The sequence below is a fragment of the Streptomyces sp. NPDC003011 genome, assembly GCF_053591515.1.
In genome coordinates this window covers 1-17,473 of sequence record NZ_JBSFTY010000090.1, presented here as the reverse complement: position 1 = coordinate 17,473, position 17,473 = coordinate 1, and the positions used below count along the sequence as shown (strand labels likewise).

18 protein-coding genes are annotated in these 17,473 nt (G+C 73.6%); 7 read left to right on the top strand and 11 right to left on the bottom strand.

From position 1 onward, the window contains the following. Positions 1-8 precede the first annotated feature (8 nt). Complete coding sequence (locus ACWD0J_RS33755) at positions 9-1,433, top strand: UDP-glucose dehydrogenase family protein (RefSeq protein ID WP_451499665.1); 1,425 nt, start codon at positions 9-11, stop codon at positions 1,431-1,433. On the opposite strand, the gene ACWD0J_RS33750 is transcribed toward ACWD0J_RS33755, so the two are convergent. Beyond that, positions 1,367-3,118 carry a right-handed parallel beta-helix repeat-containing protein gene (locus ACWD0J_RS33750; RefSeq protein WP_451499664.1) on the bottom strand — a complete coding sequence of 584 codons (1,752 nt, stop codon included), beginning with the start codon at positions 3,116-3,118 and terminating at the stop codon, positions 1,367-1,369. The genes ACWD0J_RS33755 and ACWD0J_RS33750 overlap by 67 nt on opposite strands. Before the next feature lie 249 nt (positions 3,119-3,367). On the opposite strand from ACWD0J_RS33750, the gene ACWD0J_RS33745 reads away from it, so the two are divergent. After that, positions 3,368-4,297, top strand: a complete 930-nt coding sequence (locus tag ACWD0J_RS33745) for a glutaminase (RefSeq protein WP_451499663.1) — start codon at positions 3,368-3,370, stop codon at positions 4,295-4,297. Positions 4,298-4,564: 267 nt separating this feature from the next. Here ACWD0J_RS33745 and ACWD0J_RS33740 read toward each other — a convergent pair whose 3' ends face one another. The 3 genes from ACWD0J_RS33740 to ACWD0J_RS33730 form a co-directional block, all read right to left on the bottom strand. Then, entirely contained in the window at positions 4,565-5,740 is a 1,176-nt protein-coding gene (locus ACWD0J_RS33740; protein WP_451499662.1) for a D-alanyl-D-alanine carboxypeptidase family protein, read from the bottom strand. Positions 5,741-5,876: 136 nt separating this feature from the next. Continuing rightward, the gene (rho, locus tag ACWD0J_RS33735; protein ID WP_451499661.1) at positions 5,877-7,019 is read right to left on the bottom strand and encodes a transcription termination factor Rho; all 1,143 of its coding nucleotides are present in this window, start codon (positions 7,017-7,019) and stop codon (positions 5,877-5,879) included. A 438-nt stretch (positions 7,020-7,457) separates the two neighbouring features. Beyond that, a complete protein-coding gene (locus ACWD0J_RS33730) occupies positions 7,458-7,856 on the bottom strand; it encodes a nuclear transport factor 2 family protein (protein WP_451499660.1) in 399 nt (132 codons plus the stop codon). 69 nt (positions 7,857-7,925) lie between these two features. On the opposite strand from ACWD0J_RS33730, the gene ACWD0J_RS33725 reads away from it, so the two are divergent. Both ACWD0J_RS33725 and ACWD0J_RS33720 read left to right on the top strand, forming a co-directional pair. After that, the gene (locus ACWD0J_RS33725) at positions 7,926-8,489 is read left to right on the top strand and encodes a PadR family transcriptional regulator (RefSeq protein ID WP_451499659.1); all 564 of its coding nucleotides are present in this window, start codon (positions 7,926-7,928) and stop codon (positions 8,487-8,489) included. Positions 8,490-8,494: 5 nt separating this feature from the next. Continuing rightward, positions 8,495-9,220 carry a class I SAM-dependent methyltransferase gene (locus tag ACWD0J_RS33720; RefSeq protein WP_451499658.1) on the top strand — a complete coding sequence of 242 codons (726 nt, stop codon included), beginning with the start codon at positions 8,495-8,497 and terminating at the stop codon, positions 9,218-9,220. A gap of 197 nt (positions 9,221-9,417) precedes the next feature. Here the strand turns inward: ACWD0J_RS33720 and ACWD0J_RS33715 are convergent, their stop codons facing one another. From ACWD0J_RS33715 to ACWD0J_RS33695, 5 genes are all read right to left on the bottom strand, one after another. Further along, positions 9,418-10,584 (bottom strand): serine hydrolase domain-containing protein, encoded by a 1,167-nt coding sequence (locus ACWD0J_RS33715; protein WP_451499657.1) that lies wholly within the window; start codon positions 10,582-10,584, stop codon positions 9,418-9,420. 172 nt (positions 10,585-10,756) lie between these two features. Further along, positions 10,757-11,725: an acetylxylan esterase gene (locus ACWD0J_RS33710; protein ID WP_451499656.1), complete on the bottom strand. Its 969-nt coding sequence runs from the start codon at positions 11,723-11,725 to the stop codon at positions 10,757-10,759. 307 nt (positions 11,726-12,032) lie between these two features. Continuing rightward, positions 12,033-12,614: an Rv1733c family protein gene (locus ACWD0J_RS33705; RefSeq protein ID WP_451499655.1), complete on the bottom strand. Its 582-nt coding sequence runs from the start codon at positions 12,612-12,614 to the stop codon at positions 12,033-12,035. A 180-nt stretch (positions 12,615-12,794) separates the two neighbouring features. After that, complete coding sequence (locus tag ACWD0J_RS33700) at positions 12,795-13,565, bottom strand: ferredoxin reductase (protein ID WP_451499654.1); 771 nt, start codon at positions 13,563-13,565, stop codon at positions 12,795-12,797. Then, the gene (locus tag ACWD0J_RS33695; RefSeq protein ID WP_451499653.1) at positions 13,558-14,163 is read right to left on the bottom strand and encodes a sulfite oxidase-like oxidoreductase; all 606 of its coding nucleotides are present in this window, start codon (positions 14,161-14,163) and stop codon (positions 13,558-13,560) included. The genes ACWD0J_RS33700 and ACWD0J_RS33695 overlap by 8 nt, the downstream gene beginning before the upstream one ends. 233 nt (positions 14,164-14,396) lie before the next feature. Between ACWD0J_RS33695 and ACWD0J_RS33690 the strand changes: the two genes are divergently transcribed. Together ACWD0J_RS33690 and ACWD0J_RS33685 are read left to right on the top strand one after the other, a co-directional pair. Next, positions 14,397-14,552 carry a hypothetical protein gene (locus ACWD0J_RS33690; protein ID WP_451499652.1) on the top strand — a complete coding sequence of 52 codons (156 nt, stop codon included), beginning with the start codon at positions 14,397-14,399 and terminating at the stop codon, positions 14,550-14,552. After that, positions 14,549-15,364, top strand: coding sequence for a GNAT family N-acetyltransferase (locus ACWD0J_RS33685; RefSeq protein ID WP_451499651.1), 816 nt, complete (start codon positions 14,549-14,551; stop codon positions 15,362-15,364). The genes ACWD0J_RS33690 and ACWD0J_RS33685 overlap by 4 nt, the downstream gene beginning before the upstream one ends. Positions 15,365-15,390: 26 nt before the next feature. Here ACWD0J_RS33685 and ACWD0J_RS33680 read toward each other — a convergent pair whose 3' ends face one another. Further along, entirely contained in the window at positions 15,391-15,795 is a 405-nt protein-coding gene (locus ACWD0J_RS33680) for a MarR family winged helix-turn-helix transcriptional regulator (protein WP_451499681.1), read from the bottom strand. A 284-nt stretch (positions 15,796-16,079) separates the two neighbouring features. On the opposite strand from ACWD0J_RS33680, the gene ACWD0J_RS33675 reads away from it, so the two are divergent. Next, positions 16,080-16,889, top strand: coding sequence for a putative protein N(5)-glutamine methyltransferase (locus tag ACWD0J_RS33675; RefSeq protein WP_451499650.1), 810 nt, complete (start codon positions 16,080-16,082; stop codon positions 16,887-16,889). A gap of 146 nt (positions 16,890-17,035) precedes the next feature. Here the strand turns inward: ACWD0J_RS33675 and ACWD0J_RS33670 are convergent, their stop codons facing one another. Beyond that, complete coding sequence (locus tag ACWD0J_RS33670) at positions 17,036-17,416, bottom strand: hypothetical protein (RefSeq protein WP_451499649.1); 381 nt, start codon at positions 17,414-17,416, stop codon at positions 17,036-17,038. Between the last annotated feature and the right edge of the window lie 57 nt (positions 17,417-17,473).

The following is a 17,473-nucleotide window of genomic DNA, read 5'->3' as shown; positions in this document are numbered from 1 at the left end:
AGAACCCCATGCGGTTGACCGTCATCGGTACGGGCTACCTCGGAGCCGTGCACGCCGCGTGCATGGCGGACGTCGGCCACGACGTCCTCGGTGTCGACACCGACAGCGGGAAGATCGCGGCACTGGCGGCGGGCCGGGCGCCGTTCTTCGAACCCGGCCTGCCGGAGATCCTCGTCAGGAACACGCGGGCCGGGCGGCTGCGTTTCACCACCTCCCTCAAGGAGGCGGCCGACTTCGCCGACGTGCACTTCGTGTGCGTCGGCACACCGCAGCGGGCCGGCTCCCTCGCCGCCGACCTGCGCCATGTCGAGGCGGTCGTCGACGGACTGGCGCCGCTCCTCACCCGCGACAGCCTGATCGTCGGCAAGTCGACCGTGCCGGTGGGCACCACCCGCACGCTCGGCCGCAGGGTGACAGCACAGGTCCGCCCCGGCGTCGCCGCCGAGATCGCCTGGAACCCGGAGTTCCTGCGTGAGGGATTCGCCGTCCAGGACACGCTGCGCCCCGACCGGCTGGTCGTGGGGGTCACCTCGCCGCACGCCGACCGGACACTGCGCGAGGTCTACGCGCCGATGCTGCGGGCCGGTGTCGCCTACGTCAGCACCGATCCGGCCACCGCGGAACTGGTGAAGGTCGCCGCCAACTCCTTCCTGGCGACGAAGATCTCGTTCATCAACGCGATGGCGGAGGTGTGCGACGCCTCCGGTGCCGACGTGGTGACCCTGGCCGACGCCCTCGGCCATGACCAGCGCATCGGGCGGGCGTTCCTGTCCGCCGGCCTCGGGTTCGGCGGCGGCTGTCTGCCCAAGGACATCCGCGCGTTCCTCGCCCGGGCCGAGGAACTCCAGGTGGGGGAGGCGGTGTCCTTCCTGCGCCAGGTGGACCGCATCAACCACCGGCAGCGTCGGCGGACGGTCGACCTGGCCCGTCATCTGCTGGGCGGCGAGTTCGCCGGACGGCGGGTCGCGGTGCTGGGCGCCACCTTCAAGCCCGACAGCGACGACGTGCGGGACTCACCGGCACTGGCCGTCGCCGCCGAGATCGTCGCGCAGGGCGCCGACGTACGCGTGCACGATCCGGAAGGCATCGACAACGCGCGCGCGGCGCTGCCCGGTCCGGCCTACTGCACGGACGTCATGGAGGCGTGCCGCGAGGTGGATCTGGTGCTGCACCTGACCGAGTGGCGCCAGTACCGCGCGCTCGACCCGGTGAAGCTGTCCGAGGTGGTCCGGGCACCGCGGATGGTCGACGCCCGCAACGCCCTGGACCCGGTGGTCTGGCGGGCGGCCGGCTGGCACGTCCGCGCCCTGGGACGCCCGGCCTCCGTTCCGCCGCCGGGCCCGGGCGACCTGCGGGTGACGATCTCTCAGGCGGCCGGACCGGCCTGCACGGCGCCCACACCGGGCGATCCGCTCAGCGGCGCTCCGAAGTAGTCCACCCGCCCGGGGTCGATCCCCACGGCCCGCAGGTCCACGGCGGCATCGGCCAGCGCGTGGGCGCACCGCGCCGCGAGTGCGCCGCGCGTCGGTCCGCTGCCGCGCAGGTCCGGGCCGGCCGCGGCGAGCGGGACCGGGACGAGGCAGGGGTCCCGGTCGGTGCCGGTGACCCGCGCCCCGAGCATCTCCTGACGCGTCTCCTGGCGCCAGACGGCCAGGTCGTCGTACGCGCGACCGCCCCACAGCAGCGCCCAGTCCCCTGAGCTGTGGTAGTCGTTGCCCTGCATCAGCACGGCCGAGGCGGCCAGGGCCCCCGGCGCCGCGACGACCGGCGAACCGTCCGTGACGAACAGGTTGTTGCGCACGGTGATGCGGCGCAGGCTGGGTTCGAGCCGGAGCGCCGGCGCGCGGACGGGGCCGTTCGCCGTGGTCAGCACCGTGTTCTGGTAGACCGCGAGGTCGCTGACCCGTGTTCCGAACGCGACGATGCCGCCGTACTGCGGAAGCTTGCGGCTGTCGTCGTGGCTGATGTTGTACCGGATCGTGTTGCCCGTGTGCGCCGCGTTGGGGGCGGCGGAGTACGCCAGGAAACCCGCACCGTCGTTCCCGTGGGACAGGTTGTACTGCATCACCGAGTGGGACACGTTGTTGTCGAGGCCGAACCCGCCGCCGTCCACCGTGGAGCCGGTGTGGTTGCCGTAGGAGACGTTCCTCTGCAGCGTCATCCGCGTCGAGTCGTACGTCCAGATGCCTTCGGGGCCCTCGACGGCGTCCGGCGAGGACGAACGCCCGTTGTCGTGGCTGACGGACCGCTCCACCGTGCCCCGGCGGACACTGCCGAGGACGATGCCGCTGCCGGTGTTGCGGCCGGACGCCCTCGGGTCTCCGACATTGCGGTACGCCGCCACCCTCGACACCGTCACCTCGTCGTGCGCGTAGGCGGGCGCGTCCGCGGAGAAGGGAGGGCCGTCCGCCACGAGACCGGCGTCCTGGTTGTCGTGCAGCGAGCAGTCGCTGATCACCACATTGCGGAAACCCGACGCCTCGGTGCCGCCGTGCAGCCGGATGCCGTTGCGGAAGCCCGACACCTCGACCCCCGCGACCCGGACGTACGGCAGTTTCCGGTCGCCGGGCAGATCGCTGACGAAGGCGAGGCCGTCCTGCGACCGGTAGGACGCGCCGTCGCCGACGAGGCGCAGGTCGCGCACGACGACTCCGCTCGTGTTGTGCACCTCGATGGCTCGGGTGCCGCGGGCCGCGATCGTCGCACGACCCGCTCCGTAGGAGTCGATCACGACCGGCTTGCGGGTGTTCCCGGCGTCCCCCTGACCGATGCTCAAGCGGCCCGGGAAACGTGCGCCTGCCTTCAGCCGCAGCCGGTCGCCCGGCTTCAGCCGCAAGGCGTCGGCACGGCCGAGCGTGCGCCAGGCGGTCTTCGGCGTCCGGCCGTCCTCGCTGTCGTCTCCTTGAGGACTGAGATAGAACGTCCGTCCGTCCTTCGGGTTCTCCAGCACGGGCACGTACGGGGCGGGCATGGCGCACCCGGCCACCAGCACCGCCGTCGCGCACAGGCCGGCCGCGGCACTTCGCCGCAGCAGCCCGGCGACCGCCCCGGTACCTCTCCTGCCGGCCGGGCGCTGCAAGCCGGTGACTCCGTCGCCTTCGTCGCGGTGACGCAACATCGCTCCTGTCTGCTCGATGGCCGAGCGGACCCCGGTTCGCAGAGGCCGCAGACGTTCACCCTGACGTGCGAACCCGCTACCGTCGGGCCAGCACGCGGAGTTCGGCCCAAGACATGCCTGATTGGCCGCCTGCCGATGCCGCGCACGGGGACAGGGACAGGGACGGAAACAGGGGCAGGGGCCGGGTCCTGAGACGGCCGGTACGGATCCCCCGCCGCCCCGGGGACGCTCCGGAGGCAGGTGTGCGGCATGATGACGATCATGTCCTCGCTGTTCCGACCGGTCCTGGAGCGTATCGCCGCCGAGATCGAACGGACCCCCGGCCGCGGCCGGCCCGCCGGCTACATCCCGGCGCTCGCGGCCTGCGACCCGCGCAGCTTCGGCATGGCCGTGGCCGAGCTGGACGGCACGGTGTACGGGGTGGGGGACTGGCGGGAGCCGTTCTCCACGCAGTCCATCACCAAGGTCTTCACCCTCGCCCTGGACCTGGCCCGCGAGGGCGACGAACTCTGGGAGCACGTGGGCCGCGAGCCCTCCGGCAACCCCTTCAACTCCCTGGTCCAGCTGGAGTACGAGAACGGCATCCCGCGCAACCCGTTCATCAACGCGGGCGCCCTGGTGGTCACCGACCGCCTCCACACCCGTACCGGGGACGCGGCCGGCGAGCTGCTGGCCTTCCTCCGCTCGGAGTCCGGCAACGCCACCCTGGACTTCGACCAGGAGGTCGCCGCGTCCGAGTCCGCGCACGGTGACCGCAACGCCGCCCTGGCCCACTTCATGGCGTCGTACGGGAACATCGACAACCCCGTCCCGGTCCTGCTCGACCAGTACTTCCGGCAGTGCTCCCTCAGGGCCTCCTGCGCCGACCTGGCCCTGGCCACCACGTTCCTGGCCCGGCACGGCGTGCGCGCCGACGGCACGCGGCTGCTCACCCAGAGCCAGGCCAAGCAGGTCAACGCGGTGTTGCTGACCTGCGGCACGTACGACGCGGCGGGTGACTTCGCCTACCGGGTGGGTCTGCCCGGCAAGAGCGGGGTGGGCGGCGGCATCATCGCCGTGGTGCCGGGGCGCTGCACGCTGTGTGTGTGGAGCCCGGGTCTGGACGAGCGGGGCAACTCGGTGGCCGGGGTCGCGGCCCTGGACCGCTTCACCACCCTGACGGGAGTGTCGGTGTTCTGACCGGCGTCCGGTGCGCGCGCGTCCGGCGGCATCGCCTCACGTGCCGGTCACAGGCGGCCCCCACCCGGAGATGAGCGCGTTCCTTTCCGGCCGCCCGACTCCGCGCCGGACATCCGCAGGTCGCGGGAGCCCTGTAGGCGGTGCTGTGCACCAGCGTGGTCCGGCTGTGGTACGACGGCGTGTCCGGCGCCGGCGGTTTCCTCGGCGGCACCGCCCGCACGTGGCGCACGCTCGGTCGGCTGCCGTGGCGGCCGTGGCTGCCGTCGGTCAACTCCGCACCGGACGGCCGGCGATGGCCCGCAGCGCCAGGGCGACGACACCGGCACCGAGCCCGGCGGCACCCGCGATCACCCCCGTCTCCCGCCAGCCGGGCCCGTCGCCCGGGACGGTCGGCACCGCCGCCGCCGGCAGTCCGGCCGGACCGGCGTGCGGCACGGCCCGCAGCGCGTCGAGCGACCCCACCGGGTCGACCCGGCCGTCGGCGGCGAAGCCCCAGTCGAGCAGGTTCCGGGCCTCCTCGTACACGGCGAAGCCGCCGCCCGCCTGAGGGTTCATCACGGTCACGACGAGCGTGCGCCCGCCCCGGCGGGCGGCGGCGACCAGCGTGTGGCCGGCCTTGCTGGTGTAGCCGTTCTTGACGCCGACCAGTCCCGGGTACCGCCGCACACCGTCCTCGCCGGTCAGCAGCCGGTTGGTGTTCCGGATGGGGTACGACCATCCGCCGCCGCCCGGGAACCGGGCCTCGACCGTGCCGCAGTACCGCGCGAACTCCGCGTTGCGCAGCCCCGCCCGGCCGAAGACGGCGAGGTCGTACGCCGAGGACACCTGGCCCGGCGCGTCGTACCCGTCCGGCGACAGCACGCGGGTGTCACGGGCGCCGAGCGCACGGGCCTTGGCCTGCATCCGGGCGGCCGTGGACCGCCAGCCGCCGCTCAGCTCGGCCAGTACGCGCACGGCGTCGTTGCCGGAGTTGAGGAAGACTCCGCGCCACAGGTCGGAGACCCGGTACGTGCGGCCCTCGGCGACCCCGACCAGGCTGCTGCCGGAGCCGATCCCGGTCAGCTCGTCCTCGTCGACCGTGTGCCGGATGCCGCGCGGGAGGACCGGCAGCACGGTGAGGGCGAACAGGGTCTTCAGGGTGCTGGCGGGCGGCAGTCTGCGGTGCGCGTCGTGCGCCGCGAGCACCTCGCCGGTGCGGGCGTCGGCCACCAGCCACGACAGCGCGGAGACGTCCGGCACCTCGGGCGCTCCGGCGCGCGCCCGGACCTGGGTGCCGGAGCGGTACAGCAGGGCGGGCTGCGGGGCCGCCACCCGGGGCGCGCCGGGCGTAGCGGGGTCCGCCCCGGCACCGGCCGCCACGGCGGCGGGCGCGAGCGCGAGCAGGCCCGCGACACCGAGCACGCAGGCGGACGCGGCAACCCGAGAAGTACATCCGATGGTCATACCGCAAACGTAGGAACGGACCCGCCGTACACGGCGGTGCCCCGGCCGAGAGGGGCCGGCGAGCACCCGGATGCCGCACGTCGTGTCGGCACGTCGTGTCGGCGGGGCGGTGTCGGGGCGGTCTGGGGGCGGCTCGTCAGCCGGACGGCAGCGTCGGCCGGACGCGGTGCAGGAAGGCCGCGTTGTCCGGGGTCTCGCGCATCCGCTCCAGCAGGGTCTCCAGGTTGGTCTGGCCGTCCCGGTTCAGCAGGGCCCGGCGCAGACCGTGGACGACGGCCAACTCGGCCGGGGGCAGCAGGAGTTCCTCGCGGCGCGTGCCGGAGAGGTTGATGTCGAGGGCCGGGAAGACCCGGCGGGAGGCGAGGTCGCGGCTGAGGCGCAGCTCCATGTTGCCGGTGCCCTTGAGCTCCTCGAAGTAGAAGTCGTCGGCGCGGGAGCCGGTCTCCACCAGGGCGGTGGCGAGGATGGTGAGGGAGCCGCCTTCCTCGGCCAGCCGGGCGGCGCCGAAGAACCGCTTCGGGCCGATCAGCGCGGTCGCGTCGACGCCGCCGCTGAGGGTGCGGCCACCGGCGGCGGCCGCGTTGTTGTGGGCCCGGCACAGCCGGGTGAGGGAGTCGAGGAGGATGACGACGTCCTCGCCCGCCTCGACGAGCCGCTTGGCCCGCTCGATCACGAGCTCGGCGAGGGCGATGTGCTGTCTGGGGCTCTGGTCGAAGGTCGAGGCGTACACCTCGCCGCGCACGGAGCGCCGCATGTCGGTGACTTCCTCGGGACGCTCGTCGAGCAGCACCACCATCAGCCGGGCCTCGGGGTGGTTGCCGGCGACGGCCGCCGCCAGCTGCTGGAGCATCACGGTCTTGCCGGTCTTGGGCGGGGCCACGATGAGCCCGCGCTGCCCCTTGCCGACGGGAGCGATCAGATCGGTCACCCGGCCGGTCAGCCCGGCCGCCCGGTGTTCGAGACGGAGCCGCTCCCGGGGGTGCAGCGGTGTCAGGTCCCGGAAGTGACGACGAGTCCGCTGCTCCTGGGGACCGCGTCCGTTGATCCGGGCGATCTCGGTCAGGGCGCGCTGGGTGCCGCGTACGCCGTCGACGAGGTCGCCCTTGCGCAGGCCGTACCGGCGGACGAGCTGGGGAGGGACCTGGAGGTCGGTGGGCGAGGGCAGCAGGGCCGGGGAGCGCAGGTACCCCTTCCCGTGCGCGTCGATGTCGAGGACACCGGTGGCGGCCCGGGCGGGGAGCTGCTGCTGGACCGGAGGGTGGTCGAGTGTGGTGGTCATGCGGGGGTCCTTTCGAGGACGGATGGTGCGGGGGACCTGCGGGAGAAGGAAGGGGAGGAGCCGCGAGGGGAGGCGGAACGAGAGCACGCCTCGGCGGCGGGAACAGCACCTCGGGTACGGCGGGAGAGCCTTCGACGAGGTGGCGCTGGGAAGTCGATGTGCCTGCCGTGAAGCGGCGGGGAGTTCGACTGTCAGAAGAGAACTGGCACCGGCGCCCGGAAGACGGGCGTACACAAGTGCTAGCCGTACCGTACCACGGAGTGCGCGGTCACGTCTGTGAGATGGACCCGGCGGGCGGACGGCCGGCCGGTCCCGCCATGGTCAACGCGTCGCGGACGCCTTCTGTTCCGTCCACCCGCAGGCGGTGGACCCACGCTCGGGATCGAGGCCGTGGACGGGCGTGAACACCAGTCCACGAACTCCCGACGGGCGTGGCGCTCACCCCGTCTGCGTCTGCGCCTCCTCGGCGATCCGGTCGAACTGGGCGCCCATCGCCGCCGCCAGGGCCTGGGCGCCCGACAGCGGGCGGACCATGACCGTGAACGCGTCGATCAGGCCGTCCTCGTCGAGGTGGATGAAGTCGCAGCCGCTGAGTTCGCGGTCCCCCACCCGGGCCGTGAACACCAGCGCGTGGTCGCGGCCGTCCGAGCCGCTCAGCTCCCGCACGTAGCGGAAGTCCTCGAAGACCTGTACGACAGCGCGCAGGATCGCCGCGGTGATCGCCTTGCCGGCGTACGGCTTGAACACCACCGGGCTCGTGAAGACGACGTCCTCGGCCAGCAGCGCCACGGCGGCGTCGAGGTCGCCCGCCTCGACCGCCTCGCGGAATGCGCGCATCGGATCCTCCATAGTCAATTAGTTCAATAGGTGTGGAGTAGATTATTCACCTGCTGTTAGCGTGTCCACATGTCGCTGAAGTACGCCGTTCTCGCCGCCCTGCTGGAGGGCGAGGCCTCGGGCTACGAGCTGTCCAAGGTCTTCGACGTGTCCCTCGCGAACTTCTGGCCCGCCACACCCCAGCAGCTCTACCGGGAACTGGAGCGCCTCGCGGGGGACGGGCTGGTCGAGGCCAGGACGGTGCACCAGGAACGCCGCCCGAACAAGCGCATGTTCACGCTCACCGAAGCCGGCCGGCGGGAACTGGACGCCTTCGCCGTGGCGCCGACCAGGCGGCCGGCCGCTCTCCGCGACGAGTTCCTGATCAAGATCCAGGCGATGGACGGGACCGACCCGGAGGCGACCCGCGCCCTGGTCGAGGAACGCAGGGCCTGGGCGCGCGGAAAGCTCGGCCGCTACGAACGTGTGCGCGAGCGGCTCCTCGCCGGGCGGACGGAGGAGGAGTACCTGCGGGAGTCCGACCGGATCGGTCCGTATCTGACGCTCATGGGAGGCATCGCCTTCGAGACGGAGAACGTCCGCTGGTGCGAGCGCGTACTCGCGGTCCTCGGGCAGCGGGCTCCCCTAAGCTGACGCGGATGTTCAGCCCCGAAGGCCCCCGGCTCCGCGAACTCGCCGTGCAGGCGCTGTCGTCCGTCGAACGCGGCTACGACCTGCTCGCCCCGAAGTTCGACCACACCCCCTTCCGCACGCCCGACTCGGTGCTCGACGCCGTCGCCTCGGCGCTGGGCGGCATGGGCCCCTTCGACGCCGGGCTCGACCTGTGCTGCGGCACCGGCGCCGGGGTCGGCGTGCTGGCCCGGGTGTGCCGGCGCCAGGTGACCGGGGTCGACTTCAGCACCGGCATGCTCCAGGTCGCCCGGGAACGCGTCCGGCCGCCCGGCCCGCACGTCTCCTGGGTGCGCGCGGACGCCCGCGCCCTGCCGTTCGGTCCGGCCTTCGACCTCGTGGTGAGCTTCGGGGCGTTCGGGCACTTCCTGCCGCGTGAACTGCCAGGGCTGTTCGCCCAGGTCCACTCGGTCCTGCGGCCGGGCGGCTGCTTCGCCTTCCCCGTGGTGGCCCCGCCGCGCCCCGCGTCCCGCGCCTACTGGATGCTGCTGGTCTTCGACGCGGTGATGCGGGTGCGCAACGCCGTGTGGCGGCCGCCGTTCGTCATGTACTACCGGGCCTTCCGGACGGGGGACGTACGACGGGAGCTGGAACGCGCCGGATTCCGGGTCGAGTTCCAGGCCCTGCCCCAGTTCGGGCGGCGACGGGACGGCAGCCCACGGGTCCGGATGGTCGTGGCCCGCAGACTGCCGTAGCGGTACGCCCTGCCGAAAGGCGCAGCGGCGCACGGACTCCAGGGCCGTGCCCGCGACGTCCCGGCGGCCCTGGCCGCTGGCCAGGGCATCGCCCAGGCGGACCGCGGTCGGGGTTCCCGGTGCCGGCCTTCGCCTCCGTCCACGGGGTGAGGTTCCCGTGGCCGCCTGGAACAGCGGTGCGCCGGACGCCGGTGAGGTCACAGCACGCGGTACAGGGCGTCGATCAGCGCCATCTTCCGCGGGTCGTCGGCTATATGGGGCCCCATGCGGTTCATCACATAGCCCAGTGACACGCCCGCCTCCGGATCGGCGAGACCGCACGAGCCGCCGAAGCCGTCGTGGCCGAAGGCGCGCGGGTTCGGCCCGTACGAGCCGTTCGATCCGCTCAGCCACAGCCCGAGCCCGGCCTCCGTCTCGCTCGGGAAACCGGCGCCCAGCACCAGGTCCCGGCAGCGGCCCTGCCCCTCGCGGACCCGCTCGGCGGCCTCCGGGGACAGGACGCGGTGCCCGTCGTACGATCCCCGGCCCGCGAAGACGCCGTAGAGCGCGGCGACGGCCCGTGCGGTGCCGTGGCCGTTCGCGGCGGGGATCTCCGCGGCCCGCCACTCGGGCGTACCGGCCGCGGCCGCGCCCACCCCCGGGTTGGTCACGGCGGCGATCGCGGCGGGCGCCAACTGGCTCAACACGGCTGCCTGTTCGCTGGTCGCGGCGATGGGCGGCTGCACCAGCTCGGTCGCCCGTCCGGCTTCCTTCTCCGGCAGCCCGATGGTGAAGTCGATGCCGAGCGGCCCGGTCACCTCCCGCTCCAGGAACGCGCCGGGCAGCAGCCCCGAGATGCGCCGGACGACCTCCCCGACCAGGAAGCCGTACGTCAGCGCGTGGTACCCGGACCGGGTCCCCGGCTCCCACCAGGGCTCCGTCGCGGCCAGCCGCTTCGTCGTCAGCTCCCAGTCGCACAGCTGGGCGAGCGAGTGCGGCTCACGCAGGCCGGAGAGTCCGGCCCGGTGCGACAGCAGATGCCGGACGAGGACGTTCTCCTTGCCCGCCGCGGCGAACTCGGGCCAGTAGGCGGCCACCGGCGCGTCGAAGTCGAGCAGGCCGCGGTCCGCGAGGATGTGGGCGCACAGCGCGACCGGCCCCTTCGTCGTCGACCACACGTTGACCAGCGTGTCCCGCTCCCAGGGGCGGGTGCCCCGCGCGTCGGCCCACCCGCCCCACAGGTCCACGACGGTCTCGCCGTCGACCGTCACGGTGACCGCGGCACCGAGTTCCCCGCGGTCCCGGAAGTTCTCCTCGAACGCCGTCCGCACCGCGGCGAAGCGTGCGTCGCAGTGGCCGTGCGGCTGGGGCGCGTGCTGGGACATGGACCCTCCGTCGTCCGCCGAAAGCCCGGCTCGCTGGGCGCGGACCGGGCTTCCTGAACATACCGACTGGTCGGACGGGAGGGAAGGTGCCCGATGTCCTCCACGGAAGACCTCACGGGAGGAACAACGGGCCCGCCGGGTCATGGTGCCCTGCCACCGAGGGCCGGACCCCTCAGGCGTACGACCGCAGCCAGCGCAGCTTGGCCGCCTCCTGGAAGGGACCGCCGCCCTCGTGGTCGTTGAAGTCGTACACCTCGATCGCCTTGTCGTCGCCGCCCCAGGCGTTGAAGGCCGCGAAGACGGTGGAGGGCGGACAGGTCTGGTCCTCCAGGGCCGCCGAGAACAGCGCCGGGGCGCGCCCACGGGAGGCGAAGTGCACGCCGTCGAAGTAGGAGAGGGTACGCAGGGCCTCCTCGGTGTGCCCGCGGTGCGTCTTGAGGTAGAGGCCGATCTCCCGGTACGGGTGACGGTCGGTCAGCCTCGCCGCGCGCGGGTAGTCACACAGGAACGGCACGTCGGGAGCGACCGCCGTCAGATCCGGGAGCAGGCCGCCGACCGCGATCGAGATGCCGCCGCCCTGGCTGGCACCGAGGACGACCGTGCGCGCGGGATCGGCCAGCGGATGCGAACGAGCCGCCTCCACCGCCCGCACCCCGTCCGTGAACACCCGCCGGTAGTAGTAGTTCTCGGGGGCGTCGATGCCCCGGGTCATGAAGCCGGGGTACGAGGGAGCGCCGCCCACCGGGTCCGCGGTGCCGCCACCGCCGCCCCAGGCGCTGCCCTGGCCCCGGGTGTCCATCACGAAGTGCGCCCGGCCCGTGGACGCCCACAGCAGATGCTCGTGCGGCAGCCCGCGCCCACCGCCGTACCCCACGAACTCCACGACCAGCGGCACCGGCGCGGAGACCTCGGCGGGGATCGTGAACCAGCCCTTCACCGGGTGCCCGCCGAACCCGGCGAACGTCACGTCGTAGACCTTCACCGTGGCCAGGCCCGTGTCGACGAGTTCGAAGCGGGCGTCCAGATCGTGTGCGCGGGCCTCCGTGAGCGTCTTGGACCAGAACGCGTCGAAGTCCTCGGGCTCGGTCGACGCGCTGCGGTACTCCCGGAGTTCGTCGAGGGGAAGGTCGAACAGGGCCATGTGGGACCGCCTTTGCGAAGAGTGAGTGCGGATGATCACACCGTACGTGGGTGGTCCGATGTCTCGCCAGGTCTTTGCCGCGCTCCGCACCACGACGGCGCCATGGGCCGGCCCCCGAGGCGCCGGGCGACGGGCTGGAACCGCTGGTCAGGGCGCGGAGCTGCTCGGTGGTGGCGGGGGAGCGGGAGATCCCGGGGGTCCGGGCGGCTGGCACGGTGGTCGGGTCACCGGCGTCGAAGCCTCGGGGGGCGAGCCCGACGGCCTCGACCGGCCGACGCGGCGGGCGGATGGCGGGTGTGGCCGGACGTCACGCCCGGCGGCGTGTCCACTGCGGCTCGGTGAGGGCCCAGTCGCGTTCCCACTCGGCCATCCTGCGGCGGTCGGCCGTGGAGCGGACGACGGCATGGGCGAGCAGGACGACGGCGACCGCGCTCCCCGTGGCGAACGCGCCGATGCCGACGGCGTGCCGCCAGACCGCGGTGCCGTCCGGGGGCGGGGCCACGCTCCGGCCGCGGGAGTCGAACCACACGTCGAGCGTGTCTCCCCGTTGCGTCCCCGCCGGCACGCGCGTCGTGGCCGTCCGCGGTTCGCCGCCGGGCTCGGCCCAGCGCACCGCCACCCGGTACGTGTGCTCCCGGCCGCCCACCGACGGCAACGCGTCCGACGTCCTGCCCACCACCTCCGCGCGCACGCGCTGGCGATCGGCCCGCTGCTCCACGGCGACCGCGCGCGCCTCGTCATGGGCCCACCGGCCCGCCACCGCCCCGGCCAGGGGTGCGCCCACGGCCAGCAGCACCGCGACGGCCAGCACCGTCCACGCCTCGACGACATCCGACCGGCGCCGCAACGGATTGCGCCGCCAACGCCAGCCGCGCACCCGGATTCGCATGTCGACCTCCGCACCGCGCACACCTGCGAGCGCCCACACGGATCTAGTACCCCTCCACCGGAGAGGTTCACCCACAGCCCAACCGAGGGCCGTCGGTGCGGAGTGCCCGGCCGGAGACCGGCGGAACGCCGGGGTGGAACGGAGGCGGGGAACCAGCCACGTGGGACCGGCCCTCCTCTGTCAGCCGAAGCGTTCGATCCGGATACGGTCCACGGGCTGACCGGCCGCGACGAGCAGCCGTGAGGCGTGTTCGGCGAAGGCGTTGGAACCGCACACATAGGCCTCCCACCCACCAGGAGGCTGCTCGGCCAGGAGCGGCGCCACATGTGCGGCCGCCATACGTCCCACCGGTGCGCCCTCCGGCGCACTCCGCGTGAACACGGGCGTCGTCTCCGCGCCCAACTCCCGGGCGTAGATGAGCTCCTCGGGGCTGCGCGCCGACACCAGCATCCGCAGCGGCACGGACAGACCGCGCGCCCGGTGGTGCCGCACCATCGACATCAGCGGTACGACGCCGGAGCCGGCGCCGACCAGCAGCGCGGGCCGGTCACCGGGCCACGCGAAGAAGCCGCTCAGCGGGCCGCGCACCTCGACCTCGTCCCCGGGCCGGGCCACCGAGTGGAACCAGCCGGAGACCTCACCGCCCTCGACATGGTCCAGGGTCAGCTCGATGTGGCCGGAGTCGTCCGGCGCGGACGCGATCGAGTAGTGGCGCTGGGCCACATAGCCGTCCCCGGCGGACAGCCGCAGCATCAGGTGCTGGCCGGGCAGATGCCCCGCCCAGGCGGGCACCGCGAAGCGGAACGTCGAAGCGTGCGGGGTCTCGCGGCGGATCCCGGTGAGCGTGGCGGTCTGCCACACCGCGGCGGCCCGGTTGCTCACGGCGATCCGCCCCGGCACGGCGAACCGGGTCGGGGGAGTGAAGGCGGGGGAGGCCGACGTCTCAGTCACCGGAGTACCGCTGCTCCTCCCAGGGGTTGCCCCGGGCGTGGTAGCCGTTCTGCTCCCAGAAACCCGGCTCGTCGTGGTCGAGGAGGCGCAGGCCCGCGATCCACTTGGCGCTCTTCCAGAAGTACAGGTGCGGCACCAGCAGCCGGGCCGGCCCGCCGTGCTCGGACGGCAGCGGCTTCCCGTCGTACTCCCAGGCGATCCAGGCCCGTCCGCCGGTGAGGTCGGCGAGCGGGAGGTTCGTGGTGTAGCCGGTGTGCGAGTAGGCGACGGCATGTGTGGCGGACCCATGGGGCCGCACCACAGCCAGGAACGCGTCCAGCGACACGCCCCCGAACCGCACGCCGAACTTCGACCAGCTGGTCACACAGTGGATGTCCCCCTCGTAGGCGGACGCCGGCAGCGCGTGCGCCTCGTCCCAGTCCCAGGTGCGCGGCTGCTCCACCAGTCCGTCGATGCGGAAGGTCCAGTCGGCCGGCGCCAGGTCGGGGGTGACCTCCGCGGACAGGACGGGCCAGTCCTCGCCGGCGTCGTACTGTCCTGGCGGCAGCCTCGGATTGTCGACGCGGGCGCGTCCGGTGAAGCCTCGGGTGACGTTCATGCGGTTCCAGCGTGGCGACGGGAGTGATTCCTTACGCGGTCAACCGTACGTGCATGTCAGCGGTGCCGGGTCCCCGGGCCGGCCGGCGCTCGTGAAGACCGTATGAACTCTCCGGCCCGCGGGGAATACCCGAGCGCCGATCCTCCTTGCCGACTGGTGCCGCGTCCGGTGGCCCGTACACGGGGATGGCGGCGGCCAGCGGTGTGCCGGCGACAGCGAAGGAGTGTGGAGCAGTGCCCAAGGCGTACGCCTTCACGCGGTACGACGGCCCGGAGACCGAGGCGCGCGCCGAGGCGGACCGGCTCGTCCCGGGCTCCGGGCGGATCCTGGTGGCGGCGGGTGCCGAGGTCGCCCCGGTCACCTGGGTCATCACCCCGGTCGCCCGATGAGCACGGACGTACCGGAGACCAGGGACGTACCGGAGTCCTCGGCGGTACCGGCGACCACGGACCGGGCGCGGACCGGTGGCCGGCCGCGCAGCGGCCCCGCCCCGCACGTCCTCGATCACCCGGCCCGGGCCGCGCTGACCGGACCGCACGCCCGTTTCGCGGAGCGGCGCGGGCGGGTGCTGCGCTATCCCGTCGACGTCACGCCGTGGCTGGCGCTGCCCGACGAGCCCGACGCCGACGACTGGGCGGACGTCGCGGCGCTCGCGGACGCCGGCGGCGAGGTTCCGCTGCTGGGATTCCAGGGGCAGATCCCCGACGGCTGGGAGTTCACGTTCCGGATGGAGGGGCTGCAGTTCGTGGACGACGGACTGGCCACCGCCCCGGATCCGGAGGCGGTCGTGCTGGGCCCGGCCGACGTGCCCGAGATCCTCGGCCTGGTCGCCCGCACCCGACCCGGCCCTTTCCTGCCACGCACCATAGAACTCGGCACCTACCTGGGCATACGCCGTGACGGCGCCCTCGTCGCCCTGGCGGGGGAGCGACTGCGTCCGCCCGGCTGGACCGAGATCAGCGCGGTCTGCACCGACCCCTCCGTCCGTGGCCAGGGCCTCGCGACCCGGCTGACCCTCGCCGTCGCCCACGGCATCCGGGAGCGCGGCGAAATCCCCTTCCTGCACACCGGCGCGGGCAACACCGACGCCGTCCGCCTCTACGAGTCCCTCGGTTTCCGGCTGCGCCGCACGACGGCCTTCGGGACGGCCCGGGTGCCGCGCCGGCTGCCGGAGGGGCGCGGCGCCGTACCGGTGCCGTAGGGCGGTGCACGGCGTGGCCCGAACGCTCAGGCGTCCTCGGCCCCGGCGTCGCCCGACCACGCGTTGTAGCGCAGAAGACAGGCGGCGAAGCGCTCCAGATCCTCCGCCGGCCAGTCCGCGAGCCGTTCCCGCACGGCGGCGCGTCGCCGGACGGTGACCTGGGCGAGGATGCGCCGGCCGGCCTCCGTGAGGTGCAGGACGTGCACCCGGTGGTCCTCCGGGGCGCGGCGCCGCTCGACGAGCCCGGCCCGCTCCAGGGCGGTCACCTGGCGGCTGACGGTGGACTTGTCCAGGGAGTAGTGAGCGGCCAGGTCGGTGGCACGGCAGCCGTCGCTCTCCTCCAGGTGCCCGAGCAGGGTGTACGACACCAGCGACAGCTCGGGGTGCATGCGCCCGGCGGACGCCCTGGCCCGGCGGGCGAACGCCGTCATCTCGCGCTGGATGGTCTCCACCGCCGCTTCGGCCGCGTACACGTCCACGGAACCTCCTCAGGCCACTGGTTGCATAGTACAACTGGGATGAGCGGGCCGTCCGTGGCCGGGCGTTGGGGTAATGTGACCGTCCGGCTGCGGGCGGTCCCAGCCGGATGTGCCGAGGAGGTGAGCCCCATCACCGCTGTGTCAGGTCGGGTGCTCTCTCCTCGTACCGGCGCGGATCACCGTCTGTAGGTGACCGCGGGAGCGCCCCTGCGGCTCCCGAAAGGCCTTCGGCTTCCATGCCTTCACTCTCCCCGCCCACACCTCCCTCTTCCTCGCCGTCCTCCCGAGCCTCCGTCGTGGCCGCCCTGCGGGCCGCCGGCTGTGTCTTCGCCGAGGACGAGGCCGCACTGATCCTCGCCGCCGCCCGCACCCCGGCCGAGCTCACCGGCCTGGTGGACCTCCGGGTCTCCGGCCGGCCGCTCGAACTCGTCCTCGGCTGGGCCGAGTTCCGGGGTCTGCGCATAGCGGTGGAACCCGGCGTCTTCGTGCCCCGCCGCCGTACCGAGTTCCTCGTCGACCAAGCCCTCGCCCGCGTCCCCGACGCGGCCGTCGTCGTGGACCTGTGCTGCGGCTCGGGCGCCGTCGGCGCCGCCCTGGCCGCCGCGCTCGGCCCCGTCACCCTGCACGCCGCCGACATCGACCCGGTCGCGGTCCGCTGTGCCCGCCGCAACGTCGTCGGCGCCGGCGGCCAGGTCCACACGGGCGACCTGTTCGCGGCCCTGCCCACGGGTCTGCGGGGCCGCGTCGACATCCTCGCGGCCAATGTGCCGTACGTCCCGACCGGCGAGGTCGCGCTGCTGCCCGCCGAGGCCCGTGAGCACGAACCGCTGGCCGCCCTCGACGGCGGCACGGACGGCCTGGACGTCCTGCGCCGGGTGGCGGCCGAGGCCCCCGGCTGGCTCGCGCCCGGCGGCTGCCTGCTGGTCGAGACGAGCGAACGCCAGGCCCCGGCAGCCGTCGAGGCCTTCACCCGTGGCGGTCTGGAGACCCGGCTGGCCGTGTCGGAGGAGAGGTACGCCCACGCGGTGATCGGAAAGAGGTACTAGTACCGGCTGCCAGGACCAGGTACCGGGGGGTGCCCTCGGTGGCGGTCGGGTCCCTGTGGGCCGGGCCGCCCAACACCGGAGCCGTTCCGGGGGCCGGGGGCGTCGACCGCGGGGCGCGGCGCGGGACCCGGCCGCCGAGGCGGGTGTCAGGTCGGTGCGCCGCTCCCCGAGGGGCCGGGTGTCTCCCCCTCCCGGAAGCGGTGACCGGGGATCCGGTCACGCCAGTCGCCCAGGCCCTTCTCCTCCCAGTTCCCCGACAGGACGTGCCGCGCGGTCCTGGTGCCGGCGTCGGAGCGGGTACCGACCAGGTACGCCGCGTCCCCCTTCTTCAGCGCCTCGGGGCCGGAGGTGTCCCCGTCCCCGGGGAAGACCCGCACGTCCGCACCCACGGTCCACGTCCATGTGGTCCCGTCCTCGCTCTGCACGGTGATCTGGTCGCCGTCCGCCTTCTCGACCGTGCCCCGCTGCCAGACCCGGACCACCCACGCGCCGGAGTCGCGGTCCCTGACGGTGGACTCGCCGTGCACCGCGTCGCCGCCGGGGCCCCACCACGGGCCGCGTCCGGGCCGGCCTTCAGTTCTAGT

What these genes read in the sequence shown, in the direction of transcription:
- ACWD0J_RS33695 (WP_451499653.1), bottom strand. Translation starts at nt 14,163, where the DNA reads ATGAACGTCACCCGAGGCTTCACCGGACGCGCCCGCGTCGACAATCCG.
- ACWD0J_RS33755 (WP_451499665.1), top strand. Translation starts at nt 9, where the DNA reads ATGCGGTTGACCGTCATCGGTACGGGCTACCTCGGAGCCGTGCACGCC.
- ACWD0J_RS33745 (WP_451499663.1), top strand. Translation starts at nt 3,368, where the DNA reads ATGATGACGATCATGTCCTCGCTGTTCCGACCGGTCCTGGAGCGTATC.
- ACWD0J_RS33715 (WP_451499657.1), bottom strand. Translation starts at nt 10,584, where the DNA reads ATGTCCCAGCACGCGCCCCAGCCGCACGGCCACTGCGACGCACGCTTC.
- ACWD0J_RS33730 (WP_451499660.1), bottom strand. Translation starts at nt 7,856, where the DNA reads ATGCGCGCATTCCGCGAGGCGGTCGAGGCGGGCGACCTCGACGCCGCC.
- ACWD0J_RS33740 (WP_451499662.1), bottom strand. Translation starts at nt 5,740, where the DNA reads ATGACCATCGGATGTACTTCTCGGGTTGCCGCGTCCGCCTGCGTGCTC.
- ACWD0J_RS33685 (WP_451499651.1), top strand. Translation starts at nt 14,549, where the DNA reads ATGAGCACGGACGTACCGGAGACCAGGGACGTACCGGAGTCCTCGGCG.
- ACWD0J_RS33720 (WP_451499658.1), top strand. Translation starts at nt 8,495, where the DNA reads ATGTTCAGCCCCGAAGGCCCCCGGCTCCGCGAACTCGCCGTGCAGGCG.
- ACWD0J_RS33680 (WP_451499681.1), bottom strand. Translation starts at nt 15,795, where the DNA reads ATGACGGCGTTCGCCCGCCGGGCCAGGGCGTCCGCCGGGCGCATGCAC.
- ACWD0J_RS33705 (WP_451499655.1), bottom strand. Translation starts at nt 12,614, where the DNA reads ATGCGAATCCGGGTGCGCGGCTGGCGTTGGCGGCGCAATCCGTTGCGG.
- ACWD0J_RS33675 (WP_451499650.1), top strand. Translation starts at nt 16,080, where the DNA reads ATGCCTTCACTCTCCCCGCCCACACCTCCCTCTTCCTCGCCGTCCTCC.
- rho (WP_451499661.1), bottom strand. Translation starts at nt 7,019, where the DNA reads ATGACCACCACACTCGACCACCCTCCGGTCCAGCAGCAGCTCCCCGCC.
- ACWD0J_RS33710 (WP_451499656.1), bottom strand. Translation starts at nt 11,725, where the DNA reads ATGGCCCTGTTCGACCTTCCCCTCGACGAACTCCGGGAGTACCGCAGC.
- ACWD0J_RS33750 (WP_451499664.1), bottom strand. Translation starts at nt 3,118, where the DNA reads ATGTTGCGTCACCGCGACGAAGGCGACGGAGTCACCGGCTTGCAGCGC.
- ACWD0J_RS33725 (WP_451499659.1), top strand. Translation starts at nt 7,926, where the DNA reads ATGTCGCTGAAGTACGCCGTTCTCGCCGCCCTGCTGGAGGGCGAGGCC.